Annotated in this window: 20 protein-coding genes; 2 read left to right on the forward strand and 18 right to left on the reverse strand. The window is 71.0% G+C overall.

Annotation, left to right across the window (positions count from 1 at the left end; all coding sequences use genetic code 11):
- Positions 1-48: 48 nt before the first annotated feature.
- From OG792_RS16730 to OG792_RS16815, 18 genes are all read right to left on the reverse strand, one after another.
- Positions 49-1,068, reverse strand: coding sequence for a PDR/VanB family oxidoreductase (locus OG792_RS16730; protein WP_329110658.1), 1,020 nt, complete (start codon positions 1,066-1,068; stop codon positions 49-51).
- A 54-nt stretch (positions 1,069-1,122) separates the two neighbouring features.
- Positions 1,123-1,758, reverse strand: a complete 636-nt coding sequence (locus tag OG792_RS16735) for a 4-carboxy-4-hydroxy-2-oxoadipate aldolase/oxaloacetate decarboxylase (protein WP_329110659.1) — start codon at positions 1,756-1,758, stop codon at positions 1,123-1,125.
- Positions 1,755-2,408, reverse strand: coding sequence for an RraA family protein (locus OG792_RS16740; RefSeq protein WP_329110660.1), 654 nt, complete (start codon positions 2,406-2,408; stop codon positions 1,755-1,757). Before OG792_RS16740 ends, OG792_RS16735 begins: the two co-directional genes overlap by 4 nt.
- The gene (locus tag OG792_RS16745) at positions 2,405-3,097 is read right to left on the reverse strand and encodes an RraA family protein (RefSeq protein WP_329110661.1); all 693 of its coding nucleotides are present in this window, start codon (positions 3,095-3,097) and stop codon (positions 2,405-2,407) included. The genes OG792_RS16740 and OG792_RS16745 overlap by 4 nt, the downstream gene beginning before the upstream one ends.
- The gene (locus OG792_RS16750; RefSeq protein ID WP_329110662.1) at positions 3,094-4,122 is read right to left on the reverse strand and encodes a hypothetical protein; all 1,029 of its coding nucleotides are present in this window, start codon (positions 4,120-4,122) and stop codon (positions 3,094-3,096) included. The genes OG792_RS16745 and OG792_RS16750 overlap by 4 nt, the downstream gene beginning before the upstream one ends.
- A gap of 7 nt (positions 4,123-4,129) precedes the next feature.
- A complete protein-coding gene (locus tag OG792_RS16755; protein WP_329110663.1) occupies positions 4,130-5,158 on the reverse strand; it encodes an amidohydrolase family protein in 1,029 nt (342 codons plus the stop codon).
- 160 nt (positions 5,159-5,318) lie between these two features.
- Complete coding sequence (locus OG792_RS16760) at positions 5,319-6,773, reverse strand: ethanolamine ammonia-lyase reactivating factor EutA (protein ID WP_329110664.1); 1,455 nt, start codon at positions 6,771-6,773, stop codon at positions 5,319-5,321.
- Positions 6,774-6,823: 50 nt separating this feature from the next.
- A complete protein-coding gene (locus OG792_RS16765; protein WP_329110665.1) occupies positions 6,824-7,570 on the reverse strand; it encodes a class II aldolase/adducin family protein in 747 nt (248 codons plus the stop codon).
- 87 nt (positions 7,571-7,657) lie between these two features.
- Positions 7,658-8,818: a Rieske 2Fe-2S domain-containing protein gene (locus OG792_RS16770; protein WP_329110666.1), complete on the reverse strand. Its 1,161-nt coding sequence runs from the start codon at positions 8,816-8,818 to the stop codon at positions 7,658-7,660.
- Positions 8,819-8,848: 30 nt separating this feature from the next.
- Positions 8,849-9,247, reverse strand: coding sequence for a hypothetical protein (locus OG792_RS16775; RefSeq protein ID WP_329110669.1), 399 nt, complete (start codon positions 9,245-9,247; stop codon positions 8,849-8,851).
- Positions 9,248-9,269: 22 nt separating this feature from the next.
- Complete coding sequence (locus OG792_RS16780; RefSeq protein WP_329110670.1) at positions 9,270-10,367, reverse strand: cupin domain-containing protein; 1,098 nt, start codon at positions 10,365-10,367, stop codon at positions 9,270-9,272.
- 96 nt (positions 10,368-10,463) lie between these two features.
- A complete protein-coding gene (locus OG792_RS16785; protein WP_329110671.1) occupies positions 10,464-11,603 on the reverse strand; it encodes an ABC transporter substrate-binding protein in 1,140 nt (379 codons plus the stop codon).
- Between the two features lie 79 nt (positions 11,604-11,682).
- Positions 11,683-13,512 (reverse strand): ABC transporter permease, encoded by a 1,830-nt coding sequence (locus OG792_RS16790; protein WP_329110672.1) that lies wholly within the window; start codon positions 13,510-13,512, stop codon positions 11,683-11,685.
- Positions 13,509-14,699 (reverse strand): ABC transporter ATP-binding protein, encoded by a 1,191-nt coding sequence (locus tag OG792_RS16795; RefSeq protein WP_329110673.1) that lies wholly within the window; start codon positions 14,697-14,699, stop codon positions 13,509-13,511. Before OG792_RS16795 ends, OG792_RS16790 begins: the two co-directional genes overlap by 4 nt.
- A 182-nt stretch (positions 14,700-14,881) precedes the next feature.
- Positions 14,882-16,171 (reverse strand): FAD-dependent oxidoreductase, encoded by a 1,290-nt coding sequence (locus tag OG792_RS16800; RefSeq protein ID WP_329110674.1) that lies wholly within the window; start codon positions 16,169-16,171, stop codon positions 14,882-14,884.
- A 220-nt stretch (positions 16,172-16,391) separates the two neighbouring features.
- Complete coding sequence (locus OG792_RS16805) at positions 16,392-17,132, reverse strand: IclR family transcriptional regulator (RefSeq protein WP_329110675.1); 741 nt, start codon at positions 17,130-17,132, stop codon at positions 16,392-16,394.
- Positions 17,133-17,357: 225 nt separating this feature from the next.
- A complete protein-coding gene (locus OG792_RS16810; RefSeq protein WP_329110677.1) occupies positions 17,358-18,233 on the reverse strand; it encodes a fumarylacetoacetate hydrolase family protein in 876 nt (291 codons plus the stop codon).
- A 26-nt stretch (positions 18,234-18,259) separates the two neighbouring features.
- Positions 18,260-19,360: a cupin domain-containing protein gene (locus OG792_RS16815; protein ID WP_329110679.1), complete on the reverse strand. Its 1,101-nt coding sequence runs from the start codon at positions 19,358-19,360 to the stop codon at positions 18,260-18,262.
- Positions 19,361-19,565: 205 nt separating this feature from the next.
- On the opposite strand from OG792_RS16815, the gene OG792_RS16820 reads away from it, so the two are divergent.
- Positions 19,566-20,348 (forward strand): IclR family transcriptional regulator, encoded by a 783-nt coding sequence (locus OG792_RS16820; RefSeq protein ID WP_329110681.1) that lies wholly within the window; start codon positions 19,566-19,568, stop codon positions 20,346-20,348.
- 153 nt (positions 20,349-20,501) lie between these two features.
- The gene (locus OG792_RS16825) at positions 20,502-21,494 is read left to right on the forward strand and encodes a LacI family DNA-binding transcriptional regulator (protein WP_329110683.1); all 993 of its coding nucleotides are present in this window, start codon (positions 20,502-20,504) and stop codon (positions 21,492-21,494) included.
- Positions 21,495-21,509: the final 15 nt, after the last annotated feature.

Consider the following 21,509-nt stretch of genomic DNA (forward strand, 5'->3'; position numbering starts at 1 on the left):
CACGGGTGAAACCGGTGGCCGGGAATCCGCGACCGGGCCCGGGGAGCGTCAGAGGTCGAGAACCAGCCGGTCGGACCGGGACCGGCCGACACAGATCATCATCACCTCGCCGCGTTCCCGCTCGGCGTCCGACAACACCTGGTCGTGGTGCTCGGGTACGCCGGCCAGCACCCGCGTCTCGCAGGAGCCGCAGTAACCCTCGGTGCAGGAGAAGGCGGTGTCGGGCACCACGTCGAGCACCACGTCGAGCAGGGTGCGGTCCGGTGGCACCGATCGGACGACTCCCGACCGTCGCAGTTCCACCTCGAACGTGGTGTTGTCTGCGGGATCGGTCGGAACCAACGCGGCGGTGTCGCGGCCGAACCGTTCCAGGTGGAGATCTGCCGTACGGCCGAGGCCGGCGCAGACCTCGCTCACCGCCCGGAGCATGCCGTCGGGCCCGCAGCAGTAGACCGCGCTGCCCGGCGGGCTGTGCTCCACCAGGTCGGCCAGCGGCATCAGGCCGTGCTCGTCCTGCGGCAGCAGGTGCAGGTTCTCGTCGCTGCCCAGGGCCCGGAGTTCGTCGACGAACGCCATGCTCCGCCGGCTGCGTCCCCCGTAGAACAGCGACCACCGCCCGCCCCGCGCCGCGACCGAGCGGACCATGGCCAGGATCGGGGTGATCCCGATCCCGCCGGCCACGAACACGTAGCTCGGCGCCGGCACGAGTGCGAAGTGGTTACGCGGGCCGCGTACCTGCACCGAACGGCCCACCAGGGCGGTGTCGTGCACCTCCCGCGAGCCGCCGCGCCCGTCCTGTTCGCGCAGCACCGCTATCCGGTACGACCGATCGTCGGCCGGATCACCGCACAGCGAATACTGGCGTACGGTGCCGCTGGGCAGCCGTACGTCGAGGTGCGCGCCCGGCTGCCAGGGCGGCAGCGGCACCCCGTCGGGGTGCACGAGTCGGATCGACACGACCCCGTCCGACTCCCAGCTCACCTGGCTGACCAGCAGTTCCATCGCGGCGAGCGGATCGTCGGGCGGCGCCGTCGGCTCCGCCACGTCCATTTCGAGAAACCCGGTCACGACCCGCACACCCTCTCCCGCCAACCGACACCTAGCCCGTATCCGTCCGGTCGCTCAGCCGGGGCCGAGCAGCCGGCGGAGCTGGTAGATGTCGAGCGTCGACTCCCCGGCCCCGATCCGCTCCAGGTAGCCGGCCTCCGCGCGGTCCCGGGCGCGGGCGGCGTCGAGCACCTGTTCCAGGTCGGCGGCCGGCAGGCTGATCACCCCGTCGTCGTCGGCGACGATCACGTCCCCGCGTTCGATGGTCACGCCGCCGAGTTCGAGCGGCTGGCCGATCCGGCCTGCGTCCTGTTTGACAGTGGTCCGGACCGCGATCGAGGCGCTGAAGGCGGGGAAGCCCAGTTGCGCCAGCCGGGCCACGTCCCGTACGCCGCCGTCGATGACGAGGCCGACGACTCCCCGGGCCAGCGCGGCCACCGCGAGGATCTCCCCCCAGTAGCCGCACGCGCGTTGGTGCCCGTCGACCACCAGGACGTCCCCCGGCTCGGCGCTGTCCAGGGCGGCGTGCAGGGCCAGGTTGTCGGCCGGGGCGGCCCAGACCGGTAGCGCCCGCCCGACCAGGGCGGCGCCGGGCCAGGCCGGCCGAAGCCGGTGCGGCAGGAAGCAGTCCCGCCGGGCCGCCTCGTACAGGGTGGCGGTGCCCAGTCGCAGCAGTTCGGCCCGTTCCCGGTCGCCCAGTGCCGCCGTCATGACTGTCCCCGTCGTTGCAGGAGGTGGTAGCCGTGTTCGGCGCGGGCGCCGGCCAGCGACTTTCCGGCGAGCACGTCGGCGAGGATGGCCTGCTCCCGTTCGTTGATCCTCGTGCAGATGTCGACCAGGTCGTCCTCGACGTCGACCGGAATCACCACGACGCCGTCGGCGTCGGCCGAGACCAGTTGGCCGGGCGCGACCTGCACCCCGCCGACCGACACCGGCCGACCGGTGTCGGACACCTCCACCCGGTCCTTGCCGGTACGCATGAACCGGCCCCGGCTGTAGATCGGGTAGGACAGGTCGACGGCGCGGGCCACGTCCCGGCAGACCCCGTCGATGACGGTGCCGCCGACCCCCCGGTGGTGCGCCATCGCGGTGAGGATGTCGCCCCACACTGTGCAGTCGGTCCGTCCGGCGTTGTCGAGCACCACCACCCGACCCGGCTCTACCTCGTCCAGGTAGTCGCCCACGGTTCCGGCCGGGGTGCCGGCGTTGACGTACCGGACGGTGAACGCCCGGCCGAACAGTCCGGCGCCCGCACCCAGCGGGGAGAGCCCGAGCAGGCTGCCCGGTCGGCCGAGCCGGTCCAGGCCGTCGGAGAGGGTGGCGGTGGAGAACTGGGACAGCGGGTGGTCCAGCTTGCTCACGATCGGTCGCTTTCCACGGTGGGGAACTGGGAGTCGTGCATGACCACGCTGACCGGACGGCCCTCGTCCACCGCGGCGGCCATGTCGGCCTCGCGGGCGACGATCCGCTCGGCCAGGTCGATGACCAGATCGGCGTACCCGGCGGGCACGAAGGCGACGCCGTTCACGTCGGCGATGACGTAGTCGCCGGGCGCGACCCACAGGTCCCCGAAGGCGACCGGTTCGTCCATGGACAGTTGGACCACCCGGCCGCGGGCGCTCACCGGCACCACGGCGCGGGCGAACACGGGGAAGTCCAGGGCGTCGCTCTCGCCCGCGTCGCGGCACGCGCCGTCGATGACGACGCCGGCGATCGAGCGGTTCACGGCCGCGCGGGAGAGGATGCCACCCCAGCAGGAGACGTCGGTGCGGCCCTCGTTCGCGATCACCAGCACGTGCAGCGGACCGGAGCGGTCGACCGCCGCCGCCGCGATGTGGTCGGCCGGCCCGTCGGACCGCCGGGGGCCGGCCTGCACCGTACGGACGAGGCCGGCGACGACCCGGCGGACCGGCCACACCGGGCGGGGTCCGAGCGGTACGCCGACGATCCCGAGGGTGTCCAGGGCGTCGGAGATCGCGCAGGTGTCGAGCTGGCGCAGCCGGTCGACCAGCACGGACTGATCGACCGGCGACCTGTCCGGGGTGCTCACTTCGACACCGCCGGCGGCGTCCAGGTGACGAACGCGGCGGCGCAGCCGGTCCCCGCCTCGGAGCGGTAGCAGGGCTCGTACGCCACCACGTCGAGGGAGAGGTCGAGCTGGTGCAGCGCACCGGCGACCACTATCCAGTTGCGCAGCTCCGAGGTGCCGGAGCGGAGCAGGTTGTTCGGCACACCGCGCAGGTACGCCGCGTCGCGCTCGGCCAGCGCCCGCAGGAATGCCCGGTCGAGCGCCTCGTCCACGACGAAGTGGCTCAGTCCGCCAGAGGCCACCACCCCGACCCGCAGGTCGGCCGGGAAACTGGCGATGGCCCGGCCGAGCGCCACCCCGAAGTCGAAGCAGCGGGCCGCCGACGGCGGGTTGGGCTCCCAGAAGGTGTTGACGAACAGCGGCACCACCGGCAGGTCGGTCTCGCCGCCGAGCAGTTGCTGGTAGACGAAGCCCCAACCGTGCGGGATGCCGTGGTTGCCGTACCGGCCGGCGGGCAGTTCCCTGGACGCGCAGGGGTCGAAGCCGGCGGTCGAGGTTTCCCGGATGAGGTGCAGGGCGAGTTCTGGGTGGCCCCGGCGGATGGTGCCGGTGGCGGGCACGTTGGCGACCTCGGCCAGCGCCAGTCCCGGCGGCATGGCGGCCAGGTCGGCTTCGGTGAACGGCTCGTGGCGCATCTGCTCGCCCCAGAAGAAGGCGAACTGGGGCAGCATCTCGTCGCCGAAGATCTCCTTGTGGTCGCTGCTGACCACGACCAGGACGTCGACGTCGGCGGTACGCAGGGTGTGGCCGACGGAGTCGATGGCGGCCCGGCTGTTGTCGTAGCGGCGCTGCCGCTCGGGCAGTTCGCACTCGGCGGCGAAGCCGGGGGCGCGGGCGGCGAGCAGCTCGGCGAAGGTGTAGTCGGCGCCCCGGTAGGCCAGCGCCCGGTTCGACCGGTCGGCCCGCGCCCGCAGGTCCCACTGCTCGGGCGGGGTGTTCAACAGCGGGCCGTGGGAGGTGCCCACGCCCAGCGTCAGTGCAGCCATGGTGTCCTCAACTTCCCAGCCGGAAGAGCTGCCGCGCGTTGGTCTCGAACAGTTGGGACCGGTCGGTGTCGTCGAGCCAGTCGATGTCCTGGATGAGCAGGTGGATGTCGTCCACCCAGCGGCCGGTCGCGGGGTCGCGTACGGAGCCGGTGCCGGGCTTCTCAGTGCCGAACAGGCACCGGTCGACGCCGACGGTACGGATCAGGAACTCGATCGAGTCACGGGTGTACAGACAGGTGTCGTAGTACAGCGAGCGGAGCTTCTCCTCGAACGTCGTGCCCTGCCGCAGCGCACCGGCGTAGAAGCGCCCCTTCTGGTACGGCACCGCCCCGCCGCCGTGCGAAACGACGATCTTGAGGTCGGGGAAGTCGGTCAGCACCGAGGACTGGAGCAGGCCGATCACGGCCAGCGTCTCCTCCTGGACGAAGTGCAGCGAGTAGCTCTCCCGGGCCGGCGGACGGCACCCGGCGGAGTGGATGATCGCCGGCACGTCCAGCTCGCAGAGCGCCTCCCAGACCGGGTACCAGAACCGGTCCCCCAGTCCCGGCGGCTGTTGCAGCCCCTCGTACGGGTCGGGGTTGAGCAGCGCGCCGACGAAGCCGAGCTCGCTGACGCAGCGCCGCAGTTCGGCGGTCCACCGCGCGGGTTCGAGTTCCATGCTCTGCGGCAGGCCGGCGACCCCGCGGAAGCGCGGCTCCACCGCGCAGGCCAGGGCGATGGCGTCGTTCGTCTCGGCGGTGAACCATTCGACGAGCTTGGCCGGCGACTCGCTGTGCATCATCTGGAACGGTCGTGGCGAGATGAACTGGAGGTCGATGCCGGCCTCGTCGAGGTGCTGCCGGTGCGAGATGCCGCCGAAGTTCTTGCTCGGTTGGTCGAGGGCGTCCCGGACGAGTTGTTCGTCCAGCCCGGAGCCTCCCCGTCCGTGCGCGCCGCGGTGCGAGAGCAGACCAGCCTTGTAGGCATAGAGCTGCGCCGGAGCGCTGACATGCCCGTGAATGTCGATGAAGATGCTGATCAACCTCCTGGGTGGCACGCATCCGGTCGTGGGTGCGTGGTGAACAGCGTCCGGCGGGTTCCGAGCCGGCGGTGGTGCCCTCGATCGGACAGCCCAAGCCTAGATATCTGGCCCTGATAGCAGAATAGATAGAGTTTTAGTTCCTCTAGATGGAATAGTTGCCGCACGGTACCGCCCGTCAGAAGAGCAGGGACCGCACCGAAACGGGCACCGTGCCGGTCTTCGCCCGTACGCCGCCGACGTCCACGTACTCGAACTCGGTGACCGCCACACAGTCGATCGAGACCACCGGGCCCGGCCACCCCCGGTCCTCGTACAGCATCGCGCCGACGGTCCGCCCGATGTCTCCGTCCAGCAGCAGGCACAGCGGCCGTCCGCCCCGGCGACTGGGCCCGAGCGCGCCGCTCAGCCCGTCGACGAAGGCGGCCAGCCGGCGGTACTCGGGCGGACCCTGCCAGCGGAAGGCGAACGCCGCCTCGTCGGTCACGCCCGGATCCAGTCCCGCCAGGTGCGCGGCGATGGCCGAGGCGACCCCGGCCGGGTCGATGTCGCCACCGAGATCCACCGGCGGGCGCACCACCGGCAGGTTCCGCAGCGGCAGTACGCCCGGGTCGCTGACGTAGATCGTGCTACCGCTGATCTGCACAGTCTCCTGCGCCGCGCCGAGCACGGTGGCCCGGATGCCGCCGCCGACCGGTAGCAACGGGGCCGGGAGCCGGTCCGCCCGCTCGCGCAGCGCCTCGCCGAGATCCCGGCCGAGGTCCCCGAACCACCGGGACTCGCGCCCGGCGACGTACTCGGAGACGCCGCCGGAGAGCAGGACGGCGTCGTAGCCGCCGGTGTCCGGCAGCGGCTCGGTGAGCAGCAGGCTCGCCACCTCCGCCGACAGCCGCCCCGATCCGGCGACGGCGACGATGGCGTCGGCCATCCACTCCCCCACCCGGCGCAACTCGTCCCGGCCGACGGTCGCGCCCGGCGCCCAGTCGAGACCGGCGTGCGCGGCGATGTCCCGGCCGGTCGGCTCCAGCCGGTCCAGGCGCAACCGCTGGTCGACCGCGGCCAGCCGACCGCCGACGTGCAGGGCCGCCGTCGCCACCACCGCCGCCCCGTCGACCACGGCGAACTTGGTGGTCCCGCCGCCGATGTCGATGTTCAGCACCCGGCTGCCGTCGCGCCGGGACCGGTCCACCGCACCCGACCCGTACGCCGCCAGGGTCGCCTCCATCCGGTGCCCGGCGGTGGCGCAGACGAAGGCGCCGCTGTCGGCGGCGAACAGCTCGGCCAGGGCCCGCGCGTTGCGCCGCCGGGTCGCCTCGCCGGTCAGGATGACCGCGCCGGTGTCGATGTCGTCGCTGGTCAGACCCGCCTCCGCCAGCCAGGTCCGGAACAGGCCGCGCACGGCCCGCTCATCGATGAGCAAACCCTCGGCGTACGGGGTGAGCGTCACCGGGGACCGGTAGCGGACCTCCCGGTCGACCACCTCGTACCGGCTGGACAGGTCGCGGGCCCGGCGTCGGAGCAGCAGCCGGGAGAAGAGCACCTGGCAGGTCGCCGACCCGATGTCGACGCCGACGGTGGTCAGCTCGATCCGGTCCAGCTCGTGCAGCGGATGCTCGGCGTCGTCGATCGTCACCTCGTCGTGCTCGTGGTGCTGATGATCGTGGTGATGGTGGTGGTGGCCGGTCATCGCGGGGCCGCCGGCCCGACCGGTGTCTCGCCGACCAGGCGGCAGTAGTAGCGCCAGGCCGACTCCACGTGCCCCCGGCGTACCTCGGCGCCGACCTCGCCGATCGCGGCGATGTCGGCCGGGTCGGTCGGCTGTGGCGTACCGAGCAGGTGTGCACGGTAGCTCAGCTCCGCCATCTCGTTGACCTTGATGGCGTTGAGCGCGGCCTCCTCCGGGCTGTCGCCGGTCGTGGTCACCCCGTGCCCGCGCAGCAGGCAGGCGGCACTGTCGCCGAGCACCTCGGCCACCTGCGCCCCGAGTTCCGGGGTGGCGATGAGCACGCTGCGCGGATAGACCGGGATCCCCCGGTTCAGCAGCCGCAGGGCGAGCGGGTCGTACGCGCCGATCAGCGGCAGCAGCGGAACGGCGCAGATGGTCAGCAGCACCGGGGTTACTGGGTGGACGTGCGCGACGCCGCGTACGCCGGGATTGGCGCGGTAGACCGCAAGGTGCAGGAACACCTCCTTGGGTACGCCCGCGGACCCGCCGCCGTCGAGCCGGCGACCGGCCAGATCCACCGCGACCACGTCGGCGTCGCCGGCGAACCTGAGCCCGGACTCGTCCGCGCCCCGGGACTTGATCAGGACCCGGTCGGGGCCGACCCGCATGCTGACGTGTCCGGCCGGCTCGCGGGTGAGGTCGAGCTTGCCCAGCACCCGGCAGGCGACCGCGATCCGGGTGACGTCCACCCGCTCGTCGCGCACCCGCTCGATTTCCGCTCGCTCGATTTCCGCTCGCTCGGCGCGGTCCGTCGCCGGGTCCGGTAGATCTCCCCTGATCCGCACGCCGGGCTAGCTCGCGGACCTGGTGAACTCCGGCCGGGCCTGACCGGTGGAGACCTCGAAGGTGATCACGGCCTTCGCCGGGTCCCTGATCACGCCCATCGGGTCGGCGCCGGCCTGGACGTTGCCGATCTGCTCGCGCAGCAGCCGCCGGTACATCGCGATGCCCTTGTCCTCGGCGCCCAGGTTCTCCTTCGTCCGGTCGTAGATCGCGCCCTGGGTCTCCCAGGCCATCCGGTCCTGGCTGGAGAAGGTGTTCATGGCGTGGTCGCCGTCCGGGGTCAACTCCCGCGCGATCCGCTCGACGGTCGGCTCCCCGGTGTGCTCCCGCTCCCGGCCCGGCGCGTCCGGCAGCAGGCCGGCCCGGAAGAGCATGGTGCGCTCGTCGTCCACCGGCACCCGCCAGTGCAGCGCCTGCCTCGGGCCCTCCGGCAGCCGGAGGATGTTCGGGAAGACCAGCGGGTGGCCCTGCTCCTCCTCCAACTCGTCGGTGACCCGGTCGCGGTAGACCCGGCGCTTGAGGATGCCCCACTCGACCAGCTCGAACGAGTACTTCTCGATCGGCCGGTAGTAGTACTGCCCCTTGTCGATGCCCTTGAGGTGCATGGTGTGCCCGTGCAGCCAGTACGTGTGCACGGTGTCGACCGCGTTCTCCATCGGCTGCAACCAGTTGCACTGGAGGTCTTCCTCGACGTACAGGGTCAGCTCGCCGTCGGTGCGCTCCAGCACGTCCCACCGGGGCAGCACCGGCGGTTCGCCGGGACCGAGGTAGGCGAAGAGCAGCCCCCGGTAACGCCGCACCGGGTACGCGGCGATCCGTACCCGCTCGCGGGCCCGCCGGTTGTCCTGCTCGAACGGCTGCTCCAGGCACTGCCCGTCCCGGTCGTACTTCCACCCGTGGTAGGGGCAGCGCAGCGCGCAACCCTCGACGAAGCCGTAGTACAGCGACACCCGGCGGTGCGCGCACTGCTCCTGCACCAGCGCGTACGTGTCGTCGTCGGTGAGGTAGAGGACCAGGTCCTCGCCCAGCACCCGGACCCGCTTGGTACGCCGCTGCGCGGACAGGTCCTCCGCGACGGCGATCGGATGCCAGTACCGCCTCAGCAGCTCCCCCGCGGGAGTGCCGGGTCCGACACGGCAAAGGAAGTCATTCTGCTCGGCACTGAGCATCGTCTTCTCCTGTTCTACTCGACACTGCTTCTACTCGACACTGCGGCGACCATCGGCCACCCTCACAATCCCGGCCGCGTCCGGCCGCGTCCTGGTTTCCAGCGCCTCGGCCAGCATCGCGGCGACCTCGTGGCGTACCGCGACCCGCTCGGCGGCCGGGCCGGCCGGCGCGTTGGGCCCGGCCGGGGCCGCCCACCGGCGGCTCAACTCGGCCAGGAACGGTCCGGGCGCGGTCGGCGCCAGGCCCTCCAGCGCCGGCTCGAACTCCCGTTCCAGCTCCTCCAGGTAGTTCCACACCCGGTCGGAGAGCTGGCTCCAGTCCAGTCGGGCCTGGGCGGCGTTGAGGAAGCTCCAGAAGTCGACCAGCAGGATCTCGTCGTCGGTCGCCACGAAGAACTCGTCAACGAACCGGTTCCGCAGGTACACCACGCGCGTCACCCCTCGATCCGGGTCATCCGGCGCCGGGAGCGGTGTGACCGGGACGCCGGGCGTGGACGGAGTCCATCCGGCTGGTGGCACCGTTGGCCGCCAACTCGTCCTCGAACAGCCGGCGCACCATCGGGTCCTCGTCCTCGTACTCGATCTGGTCCCCGCCCTGGGTGGTCGGCCGGTCGATCTGGAAGTTCTTGAACACCGGGTACTTCTTGCTGCCCCAGCGCAGGGCCAGGTAGCGCGCCGGCTCCGCGCCGGTGTTGAAGTGCTGGTGGAACCAGCGGTCCGGCGGCACGATGACCGAACCGGCCCGCCATTGGACCTGCTCCAGCGGCTCGTCCTCGGGCCAGAGCAGGGAGAAGCCGACCCCGCTGATCACGATCACGTGGGCGCCGGCGTTGTGCCGGTGGGCCTTCTTGTACATCCCGACCGGGAACTGCGAGATGTGCCCGCACATGCTGCTGTCGGCGAGTTCGAGCATGATGTTGCTGCTGCCGGTGCCGCGCGCGTCCCAGCTCTTCAGCTCCATGGCGGCCACGTCCGGGATGAAGTTGGTCTCCCACACCCGGTTCTGGTACGCCGTACCGTTGCCGGCGAAGTCGGCATCCGGGTTGAACCGGTCGGTGAAGTCGAAGTCGCAGTCGTAGATGAAGTCCCGGTTGTGGAACAGCCGCATGATGAACGGCGCGCTGGTCACCGAGTAGAACCGGGCCGGCTGGCTGCCACTGGTGTTGAAGTGCTGGCTCCAGGCGTTGAGCGGCACGGAGAAGAGGCTGCCCTCCTGCCACTCGAAGGTCGACCGGGCACCGGCGGAGTTCCAGATCGAGGTCGAGCCGCGCCCGGACACCACGTAGACGAGTTCCTCGTACAGGTGCCGCTCCGGGTTGATCGAGCCACCCGCCGGGATCTCGATGATGTGGGCGTCGTTGACGTCCTCGGTGCCCTGGAGCCGGGCGACGGCGGCCCGGCAACCGCGACGGGCCCAGTCACCGAGTTCCACCGTCTTCAGGTCCTCGATGTACAGCCCGGCGATGACGGTGAGCCCTTCCTCGACCAACCAGGTGTCGTACGCGGTCGGGCGTCTGATCGACGGCAGGTCGGCTGGTGCGTCGGTCACGTGGGATCTCCTCGAAACGATGCGCTGATTGTTGGCAGGTCGGGTGACCGGGATGCGGTGGGCGGGGGAGGCGGCCGCCCACCGCGTCCCGGTCGGTCAGCCGGCGCCGATGACGCTCTTGACCTTCTCCGTGGCGGCGTTGCGGCCACCGGAGAGGAATTCCCAGGAGCTGGCGTTGAAGTACTTGACCGCCGGGTCCGGGACCTGCCACTTGGGGGTGTCGGCGGCCGGGGTCACGTCGGTCCGGGTGCTGATGCTGCCGTACGCGTCGTTCCAGACGGCGTTTCCGCCCTGGCAGGCGAGCCAGGAGGCGAGCAGCTTGCCGGCGTTCGGGTGGGGCATCTTGTCGGCGACCGCCAGGAAGCCGAAGCCGCTGGTCACCTGGAGCAGGTCCGGCACGACGACCTCGATCGGCAGCTTGTCCGCCATCGCGGTGTCGACGTCGGCCTGGCCGAAGGCGATGCCGATCGGGTACTTGCCCCGGGCGACGTCGTCGACGCCCTGGCGGGACTCGGTGAGCAGGACCGGCTGCTGGTCGTGGTAGAGCTGCTGGACGAAGCTCTCGCCGTAGCCGGCGTCGGCCAGGAACATGCCGACGTTGTAGACCGCGCCGCCGGAACGCCGGGGGTCGATCATCGCGATCTTCCCGCGCCACTTCGGGTCGAGCAGGTCCTTCCAGGTGGAGATCTCACCGGGCTTGACCAGGTCGGTGTTGATCACCAGCGGCAGGGCGACGTACTCGCTGATCTTCAGGATGCGGCTGTTCGGGTCCACGAACGGCACCTTGCCGCCGCGCCACTGGGCGCCGGCGAGGGTGTCGGCGGGCAGCACGTCGGTCAGCGGGGCCAGCCAGTTCGACGCGGCGTACGTGTTCGCCATCGTCTCGCCGCCACCGAGGAAGACGTCCTGGGAGTAGATACCGGCCTGCCGCTCGGAACGCAGCCGGGCGGCGTTGTCACTGCCACCGGTGCCGATGTAGTCCACCGGTACGCCGTACGCCTCCTCGAAGGCCGCCGGCAGTTTCTGGCGGACGTTCGCGTCCGGCGGACCGGACATGACGACCGTGCCCTCCTGCCGCGCCGCCGCCACCAGCGGGTCACTGGCGGGTATGCATCCGGAGCCACCGCTGGCGACCGCGCCGGGATCGTCGCTCCCGCCGCCACCGCCGCACGCGGCGGTCAGCGACACGGCGACAACGGCGACGATGACTCGCGCTCTCCACCGACCTGGGGTCATGGTTCGGCCTTCTTCCTTAACGGGCCCTGATCGCAGAGCCGGCACTGAGTTGTCATCGGGGTGGGGGGTGGACACGGCTCTACCTGGGCCCGAGGCCCCGGCGCAGCCGTCCCCCGGTGAGGGCACGGGCGATGAGTGCGACGGTGACGGTCAACGCGCTGATGACCACGCCCACCGCCGCCGCCTGTTCCAGCGCGCCGCTGGTGCTGTACTCCAGCAACAGGACCGACAGCGGTCGGGAGTTGTTGCTGCTCAACAGGACGACGGTGCTGATGTCGCTGACCGCCGAGTGGAAGGTGAGGACGCCGGCCGCGGCCACCGCGGGTCCGGCGAGCGGGAGCAGGATCCGCCAGTTGGCCCGCAGCGCGCCGGCGCCGCTGATCCGGGCCGCCGCCTCCAGGTCCGGGCTGACCTGCATCAGGGCGACCTTGATCTGCTGGGTGCCGGTCGACATGTGGCTGATCACCACGGCGATGGTGAGGCCGAGCAGGTTGCCGTACAGGACGGTCCGCAGCGGGGTGTCGAGGTAGAGCCAGAGCAGGCCGAGGCCGAGCAGGATGCCGGGGATGGCCGCCGGCAGCCAGGCCATCACGTCCACCCCGCCACGGGTGGGCAGCTTGCTGCGCACGATGACGTACGCGACCGCGAAGTAGAACACGATGCCGATCAGCGTCGCGGCGAGCCCGATCAGCAGGCTGTTGCCGATCGAGGAGAGGAACAGGTTGTCGTCGAACAGCGCCGTCCACTGCCGGGTGGTGAACGGGTTGTCCAGTTCGAAGAAGCCGAACCGGCGCATGAACGAACCGACCACGATCGCGGCGATCGGCAGCACCGCCGTGACGAGCAGGTAGAGCCCGACGAGTACGGCCGCCACCCAGCGCCCGACCCGACCGAGCCGGACCGGTTCGTCGGAGTAGGTGTGACCGCCGAGGGTGACGTAGTTACGCCGCCGCACCCCGTACCGTTGGGCCACCGCCAGCAGGATCAGCACCGGGATGAACACCGCGCCGAGCGCGGTCGCGATCCCGTACGACGGTGGGTTGTCCCGGATCCAGTCGTAGATCTGGGTGGAGTAGACGTTGAGCCCGATCGGGCTGCCCAGCAGCAGCTCGATCTCGAACGCCTTGAGCGAGTAGATGAAGCTCAGCAGCGCCGCGCCGAGCAACGTCGGCAACATCACCGGTACGGTGATCCGGATCGCGGTCCGCCACCGGCTCGCCCCGCTGACCTGCGCCGCCTCCTCCAGTGACGCGTTCATCCGGCGGAAGGACGGGATCAGCAGGATCGTCATGATCGGGACCGTGGTCGCGGTCAGGTGCGACCAGATGATGCCCCAGTAGCTGTAGATGTTCAGCGGTCCCTCGGTGTGTCCGGACAGACCGGGCAGGTGGCGCAGCAACTGGTTCACCGCGCCGCTGGTCGGGTCGGCGAGCAGGATCCAGCCCAGCGTCATCGACAGCGACGGGATGAAGAAGGCGAACCAGAACAGCACCTCGGCCACTTTGCCGCCGGGCATGTCGGTGCGGGCGATGAGCCAGGACAGCACGGTGGCGATGACCAGGCCGATGAGCACCCGGGGTACGCCGAGCCGGAAGGTGTTCCAGGCCGCGTCGCGCAGCGTCGGATCGCTGAACGCCTGTTCCCAGTTGGCGAAGCCGTACCGGGCCGGTTGGCCGGGGCGGGCGACGTTGAGGCTGTTGAACAGCAGCATCCCGACCGGTACCAGGGTCACCGCGGCGACGAACGCGAAGACCAGCGAACCCTGTACGCGGGCCCGCCGCCGCACGCCCGAGGACGTACTCCGGGCCGGGCCGGATGGGGTCGGGCCGCCGGCCGGGGTCTGGCCCCGCGGGGTGAGCAGGCCGACCGATCCGCCCGTCGCCGGGCCGTGCTTCCCGCGCCCGTTCACAGCGGCCACACGGTCGCGCGGGCCGGGTCGACCGCCAGCAGCACAATGTCCCCGATGGCGTGTACGGACCGGCGGGTGCCGGTGACCACCGCGGTCGACCCGCCGACGTCGAGTACGTACTCCAGGCAGTCGCCGAGGTAGGCGGCCGAGACGACAACCGCGCGGACCTCGTTGGGACCGGCCGGACCGTCGCCCCGGGCCCGGATGTCCAGGTCCTCCGGACGGCAGAAGATCCCGACCCGGGCGCCGTCGGGCAGGTCCGGCGGTGCCTCGTCGACGGTGACGTGCTCCTGCCCCAGCCCCTCGGCCCTGGTCAGGACCCGGGGCCCGGACCCGGTCCGGTCGAGGATGCCCTCGATCATGACGAGCCGGCCGAGGAAGTCGCGGACGAACGGGGTCTTCGGGCGTTCGTACAGCTCGACCGGGCGGCCGACCTGTTCGACCCGGCCCTTGTTCATCACCGCCACCTGGTCGGCCAGCGACAGTGCCTCGTCCTGGTCGTGGGTGACGAAGAGCATGGTGGTGCCGAGTTCCCGGTTGAGCCGGCGGATCTCGTGCCGCATCTGGGTGCGCAGTTTGGCGTCGAGGTTCGACAGCGGCTCGTCGAGCAGCAGCAGGTCCGGGGCGTAGACCAGGGCGCGGGCCAGGGCCACCCGTTGCTGCTGGCCGCCGGAGAGCAGGGTGGCGGACCGGTCGGCCACCGCCGACAGGCCGGTCACCTCAAGGATCTCGGCGACCCGGCGGCGCCGGTCGGCCCGTCCGACGCGCCGCATCCGGAGCGGGAACTCGACATTCTGCGCCACGGTCATGTGCGGCCAGACCGCGTACGACTGGAACACCATCGCGAGTTCGCGCCGCTCCGGCGGGAGTGACCGTCCCGAGCCGGCGTCGGCCAGGATCCGCTCGCCCATCACGATCCGGCCGGCGTCCATCCGCTCCAGCCCGGCGATCATCCGCAACGTGGTGGTCTTGCCGCATCCGCTCGGCCCGAGCAGAGCGAAGATCTCGCCGGACGGGATTTCCAGGTCGATGCCGTCCACCGCGACGAAGTCGCCGAACCGGCGGGTGACGCCGGTCAGGGTGAGTTGCGCCGGAGCGGGGGAACCATCGGCGGGCGCCAACCCGGCGTCGCCCGGTGCGGGACGCGTTGCGTCCGAGGTCAACGAGGTGGTGGGCGCTGATGCCATGGGGCTCTCCCTGTCGATCCTGCGTCGTGGTGCGACCTTAACCACAAGTGCGCTATGGCGAAAGATGACCGGCAAGTGTTTCGCACAGAGGAATAGTTGCCTGAAAGGTCATCGCTTGTAACCTGCCCGAAAAGAACGGGCAAAGAAGGACGCGCCGCCCGGAACCGGGCGGTCCGGCGTACTCAGGCCCCGGCGGGGACCTCCAGCTCCTGCGGCGGAAGCCCGATCCCGTACCGCCGGACGCTCTCCAGCAGGGACACCCGTCGCATCCACGCGCGGGCCCGATCCGGGTCGGCCGCCATGGCCCGCATCTCGTCATGGGTACGGCGGCGCACCGACTCGTCCCGCTCCCGCAGCCGTTCGGTGTTGCGCTGGGTGTCGGCCTGCACGTACTCAACCGCGACGAGGCGGCGCAGCCGGGCGAAGGTGTCGAGTTCCCCGTCAAGATCACCGCCGGTCCCGGACAGCCGGATCAGCCGGGTGGCCAGGTCCATCGCGTCGTGGATCCCGCTGTTCAGGCCCACCCCGCCGATCGGCGAGTTGACGTGGGCCGCGTCGCCGACGAGGGCGAACCCACCGACCCGGAACCGGGCCGCGACCCGCTGGTGGACGTTGTAGATCTGCGCGTCCAGCACCCGGTAGCCGGCGGGATGGTGGGCCAGACGTTGCAGCCCGGCCTGCAACGCCGCCGGGGCCATCGCCTCCGCCGAGGTGCCCGCGTCCGGCGGCACCGGCCACACCGTGCGCCACGACTCCCGGGTACGCAGGATGAACAGCCACTCCTCGGGATCCGCGACGTAGTTCACGTCGGCCAGATCGGGAATCAGTTCCCGCAGGTCCTCGGCCATGCTCACGATGAGGAAACGTTCGGGATAGGTGTAGCCCTCGAACTCGATGCCCAGCGCACCGCGTACGCCACTGCTCGCCCCGTCCGCGCCGATCACGAACGACGCGGGCCAGGTCTGGCGACCGGCCGGCGAGTCGACCGTGATCCACGGCCCGTCCGCACCCTCACCGGCGTCGACCACCCGGGTGCCGAACGCAAGCGTCACCGCCGGGTCGCGGGCCAGGCGTTCGTGCAGCATGCGTACGAGATGCTGCTGGTTGAGCTGGAGCCGGTACGGATAAGCCGTCTCGGTACGCAGCAACCCGAAGTCGAATTCGGCGACCAACCCGTCGCGGCGGTCGCGGAACTGGTACCTCGGCACGACGATGCCCTCGTCGTGCATCCGGCCGACCACGCCCAACCGGTCGAGCAGTTCGAGCGTCGCGGCGTGGAAGGTCGAGGCGCGCCAGTCCGTCTTGGGCTCCGGGTGGGCCTCGACCACCACCACCGGTATGCCGGCGTCGGCGAGCGTCGCCGCGGCCGTCATACCCACCGGTCCGCCGCCCACCACGATCACCGGACGCTCAGTCGATCCCCTGGTCGATCCAACGGCCGCCCCAGCGGCCGGCAGGTTCCGTTTGCCCATGGCCGGGACCCTAGATAGCTATTCCACCCACAACAAGTTATCCCCCCAGGATTCCACCGTGCAGAATTCCCCACCCCAAAGCCCGCCCCCCCCCGCAGCCTTCCCCGTCGATCTAGGGCAAATACGTGCTAGTTGATCTCTAAGCACACGTATTTGCCCTAGATCGACGCAGGCGGGGGTGGCGGGGGCACGCGGGGGGGGCGCGGGGGCGCGGGGGGGGTTATAGCGCTGCGTGGAGGCGTTGTTTGATGTTTTCGCGGGCGGTTATTAGGTGGGGTGCCAGCGCTTCGGCCTCGGGGATGCCGGGCATTCGGCTGGCGGGGACGACGACGGCGATGGCTGCCAAGGGGGTTCCGGCTAGGTCCGGGATGGCGGTGGCCACCGCGCAGATGCCGGTCTCGCCCTCCTCGAAGTTGAGGGCGTATCCGCGCTCGCGGATCGACTCCAGCTCCTCGGTCAGCTCCTGCCAGGTGGTGACCGAGGAGGGCGTACGACCGTCGAGTGACCTGGTCGGGTAACGGCGCTCCAGGTCGTGCGGCTCCAGCCCGGCCAGGATGGCCTTGCCACCCGCGGTGCAGTGGGCCGGGAGCACGACACCGGTCCGATCACCGACCCGGACGGCCCGAGGGCTCTCGACGCAGTCGTGGAACCGGACGAGGTTGCCCTCCAACAGGGTGAGGCTGGCCGTCTCGCCGGTCGCGTTACGCAACTCCTCCAGGATCGGCGCGGCGATACGACGTACGTCGATCCGACCGATGGCGGCGATGCCGATCTCGTTCAACGCCGGCCCGGACCGGTAGGCACCGTTCGGCCGGTCCTGGATCACGAACCCGCGCTGACGCAGTGCCGCCAGCAGCCGGTGGGCGGTGGAACGCGCCACACCCAGCTCGTCGGCCGCCTCGGAGACCCGCAGCACCTGGTGCTCACCGAGAAGTCCCAGCAACCGCAGGGCATTATCCACAGAGGCGAGGCCTTTGACGGGAGTCAACGCGTCGTTCGCCATGGCGGAATGCTACCAATATTGGTGCCGCCCGCAAGAAGTACGGCCGGGCGATCGGGGCCGGTCGGACGGGGTCCTCCCGTGCCGCGCGCAGGCGTCATCGCCGGCCGGCCGGGCCGCGTCCCGACGACAAACCCGTCCGACCGTACGACCCGAGTCCACCGTGGAGGGTGGGATTCGCCCCGGTCAGGCGGCTCGGCGTACGCGGGTGCGCAGCTCACCCAGGCCACCGATGGTCGTACGCAGATCGTCACCCTCGGTTATCGGCCCCACCCCGGGCGGGGCCCCGGTGAAGATGAGGTCACCGGGCAGCAGCGTCATCACCGACGAGGCGTACGCGATGATCCGGGCGACCCCCATCAGCATGTCCCCGGTGTTGACGTGTTGGCGTCGCGTCCCGTTGACGGTCAGGTCGATCGTCAGGTCCGTCGGGTCCACGCCGTCGTCGGGCGTGGTCACCCAGGGGCCGATCGGGCTGAAGGTGTCGTAGCTCTTTCGCCGGGACCGGTCGGCCGCGCTGCGTACGGTGATGTCCAGCCCGATGGTGTAGCCGAAGACGTGGTCGAGGGCGCGCTCCGGGGAGATGTCCTTCCCGCCGGCACCGATCACGATCACCAGCTCGGACTCGTGGTGGATCTCGTGCCCGGCGGCCAGGACGTCGGCGGGCAGCACGATGTCGGCACCCGGACCGACGATCGACGACGGCGCCTTCAGGAAGACGTCGAAGCTCATCATCCACGCCTCGACCCCGCCCAGGGTCCGCTCCTGTACACCGTGCATCTCCGCCACGTGCTCGGCGTAGTTGCTCGCCGCCGCAATGATCTTGGATGGCCCGAGCGCCGGGGCGGCGAGCCGGACCCGGTCCAGCGGCAGTACGGGACCCTCCCGCGCCGTCCTGCCGAGCTGGTCGCGGACCGTCGGGAAGTCCCGACACAGCCGCCGCCACCAGCCGGCCGTCAGCGGGTCGGGGTCGTGTGCCCACGGCAGCGCCGAGGTCACGTCGACCAGTCCGCCGTCGACCACCGCGCCCAGCCGGTGGTCGTCGAAGATAGCCAATCGCATCGCAGGTGCCTCCTTGGTCGGTACGGCTAGCGCGGCTGGAACACCCGGAGCACGGGTTGGGCCGCGTCCAGGGTCTGCCGGCGGAACAGTCCCAGCGCCCGCAGCACCGGAGCGTCACTGATGCTGAACAGGTCGGCCCGCTCCCGCGCGTGGTGCTCCACCGGCGCCCAGGAGGGCACGACGAAGCAGTCACCGGCGGACCACTCGAACAGCTCACCGTCGATCACGCTGTGGCCACTGCCGTCGAAGACCACGAACACCTGGTTACCGGCCTGCCGCTCGGGCAGGCTCGACCCGTTCGGCGCGATCCGGTGCATGAAGCAGCCCAGGGTGGGCAGGACGCTGGCACCCGAGCGGGGGTTGGTGAACTCGATCGTGACCTTGGCCGAGTCGGTCTCCGCCGCGAGCCGGGCCAGTTCGGCGTCGGTCTGCGCCCAGCGGTAGACCAGCAGCGGGGACGGGGTGGGATCCAGCTGCTCGGTCACCGCGTCCGGGACGGTCCGGTAGCCGGTCGCGCCGTACTCGGTCTCGGAGCGGTTGTGCGGGCGCAGGTGCGGCTGCTGGAGTTCGCCGTACTCCTCGAAGAAGACCGCGTCGAGCGCCTCGACCACCGGCAGGTCCAGCCCGTCGAACCAGAGCATCGCCTCGTCGCCGCCGTTGGTGTGGTCGTGCCAGTTGTAGGCCGGGGTCAGGACCAGGTCGCCGGGAGCCATGTCGCAGGCGTCGCCGTCGACCGTCGTCCAGACGCCCGCACCGGACAGGACGAAACGGATGGCACCGGGGCTGTGCCGGTGCGCCGGCGCCGACTCGCGCGGGCCGAGGCACTGCAACGCCCCCCACAGCGTGCCGGCCGCGTACGGGCGACCGCCCAGACCGGGATTGACCAGGCTCAGCACCCGGCGCTCACCGCCGCGCTCGATCGGTACGAGCGCGATGGCCCGTTCGGCGAGCGGTCGCAGGGTCGTCGCGGACCAGAGCCAGGGCACGGCCTTCGGCCGGGGCGTGGGGGTCAGCAGCTGGTCGGTGATGTTCCAGAGCGGGGCAAGATCCGCGCGGGCGAGCGACTCGTAGAGCGCGCCCAGCTCACCCGAGACGTCCGTATCCCTCGACGGCAGGTCGATGCTCACGGGTACTCCTTCGTCGGCATAAGAAGACTGGGCCGGTCGGCACGGAAAGACCGGACCGGTCGGGACGGCAAGACTGGACCACCGGGTCCACAACGCTGGCCAGCGCGTACGGCCAGCCCGGGGTGGCCAGGCAGTGGCGGGCGTCACGGCCAGACACTATTCGCTCGTTCTGTTCTTAAGAAGTTCCTGACCCTACGATTCCTCTATGTCGAATACCTACCTGCCTAAGCCGGCGACGTCCAGCTCTGTGGACAACGCTCTCTATCTCCTTCAGCTCGTCGGCGAACACCAGGCGCTCCGGGTCTCCGAGGCGGCCGACCTGCTCGGCATCGGCCGGTCCACCGCCCACCGCCTCTTCGCCGCGCTGCGCGAACGCGGCTTCGTCATGCAGGACAAACCGAACGGGGCCTACCGCCCCGGACCGGCCCTCAACGAGATCGGGCTGGCCGCCATCGGTCGCATCGACATCAGGAGGGTCGCCCGCCCGATCCTGGAGACCCTGCGCGACGAGACCCAGGAAACCAGCAGCCTGGTACTGCTCGAAGGTCGCACCGTACGGTTCATCGACTGCGTGGAGAGCCCACGGTCGGTCCGCGTCGGATCCCGTACCGGTCTGGTCCTGCCGGCCCACTGCACGGCGTCCGGCAAGGCGATCCTCGCCACCCTCCCGCCGGCGGACCTGAAACGTCGCTACTCCGGTCAGCAGCTGCCGGCGTGCACCCCGCAGTCGATGACCCAGTGGAAGGCGCTGGAGCAGGAGTTCGCCCAGATCCGGCAGGCGGGCTTCGGCCTCAACGTCGAGGAGAGCGAGAACGGGATCAGCGCGGTCGGTGCCGCCGTACGCGACCTGATCGGCGCTCCCCTGGCCGGCGTCGCGATCGCCGTACCGGCCAGTCGGATGTCCACTCGCGAGTCCGGCCGGGCACACGCACCCGCGGTGGTACGGGCGGCCCAGGCGATCCAGGCCCTGCTGCGCAACGAGTTGTGACGCCCGCGCCCCAACCGGCCATGGTGGACGGTTGGGAGCAATTTGTCGCTGCGTGCACATGATGGATCCAATGTTTCCGATGCGTTAACCCCGGGTACCTGCCGCGCCGTGGCGATGAAAGCGCTTTCAGCGTCGAAGGCAGGCCCCAGAGCGGTGACCATCTACGAGGTCGCCCGCCGGGCCGGCGTGTCGATCGCCACCGTGTCCCGCGCGCTGCGCGACTCCGACCTGGTCACCCCGGCCACCCGGGAACGCGTACGACGGGCCGTCGAGGAACTCCACTACACCCCGAACCGGCTCGCCCGATCGCTCGCCGAGGGGCGGCACGCCGCCAACGGCATCGTCTTCCCCGACCTGACCGGCCCCTACTACGCCGAGGTCGTGCTCGGCTACGAGGAGGCGGCCTCCGAACTCGGCCGCAGTGTCCTCATCCTGGCCACCCACGGCCGGCGCGACGCCGCAGCCGCCGTGGTCGAACTCGCCGGCCGGGTCGACGGGCTGGCCGTCATGGGCAACACCGTCGACGACGCCGTCGTCCGGACGATCGCCGCCACCGGCACCCCGCTGGTGCTGCTGGCCCGCCCGCCGGTCGCCGGCATCGACACCATCCGCACCCGCAACGAACGCACCGCCGCCGAACTGGCCGCGCACCTCGCCGCACACGGGCACCGGCGGATCGTCTTCGTCGGCGACCCGGCCGCCTCGCCGGACATGGCCGGCCGCCACGCCGGGCTCGTCCGCGGGCTCCGGGCCCACGGCCTGCCCGCGCCCGGCTGCGTCCCGTGCGCCTACGACATCGAAGCCGGCGAGCGGGCCGGCGCCGAACTGATGGGGCAGAGCACCGACGCGATCGTCTGCGCCAACGACGAACTCGCGCTCGGCGTGCACCTCGCGGCACAGGCCGCCGGCCGCGCCGTACCCGATGACCTGGCCGTGACCGGATGGGACGACATGCTCGCGGCCCGGTTCGCCGGCCTGACCACCGTCCGCCAGCCGATGCGCGCGTTGGGCGCGACCGCGGCGCGCTGGCTGCACCGGCGCATCGCCGAACGAAACGTCGGCCCCGGCCGCGCCGTGGCGCGGCGACGGGTCCTCCCCACGCAGCTCGTCGTCCGACGCAGCTGCGGGCCACACCCCCTGGAATAACCGAAATCCCCGCGG

It is taken from the genome of Micromonospora sp. NBC_01699 (genome assembly GCF_036250065.1).
Taxonomy (GTDB): Bacteria; Actinomycetota; Actinomycetes; order Mycobacteriales; family Micromonosporaceae; genus Micromonospora_G.

Excerpts from the sequence above, each read along its gene's own strand:
- OG792_RS16785 (WP_329110671.1), bottom strand. The coding sequence starts at position 11,603 with ATGACCCCAGGTCGGTGGAGAGCGCGAGTCATCGTCGCCGTTGTCGCC.
- OG792_RS16810 (WP_329110677.1), bottom strand. The coding sequence starts at position 18,233 with ATGCGATTGGCTATCTTCGACGACCACCGGCTGGGCGCGGTGGTCGAC.
- OG792_RS16795 (WP_329110673.1), bottom strand. The coding sequence starts at position 14,699 with ATGGCATCAGCGCCCACCACCTCGTTGACCTCGGACGCAACGCGTCCC.
- OG792_RS16750 (WP_329110662.1), bottom strand. The coding sequence starts at position 4,122 with ATGGCTGCACTGACGCTGGGCGTGGGCACCTCCCACGGCCCGCTGTTG.
- OG792_RS16770 (WP_329110666.1), bottom strand. The coding sequence starts at position 8,818 with ATGCTCAGTGCCGAGCAGAATGACTTCCTTTGCCGTGTCGGACCCGGC.
- OG792_RS16800 (WP_329110674.1), bottom strand. The coding sequence starts at position 16,171 with ATGGGCAAACGGAACCTGCCGGCCGCTGGGGCGGCCGTTGGATCGACC.
- OG792_RS16735 (WP_329110659.1), bottom strand. The coding sequence starts at position 1,758 with ATGACGGCGGCACTGGGCGACCGGGAACGGGCCGAACTGCTGCGACTG.
- OG792_RS16820 (WP_329110681.1), top strand. The coding sequence starts at position 19,566 with ATGTCGAATACCTACCTGCCTAAGCCGGCGACGTCCAGCTCTGTGGAC.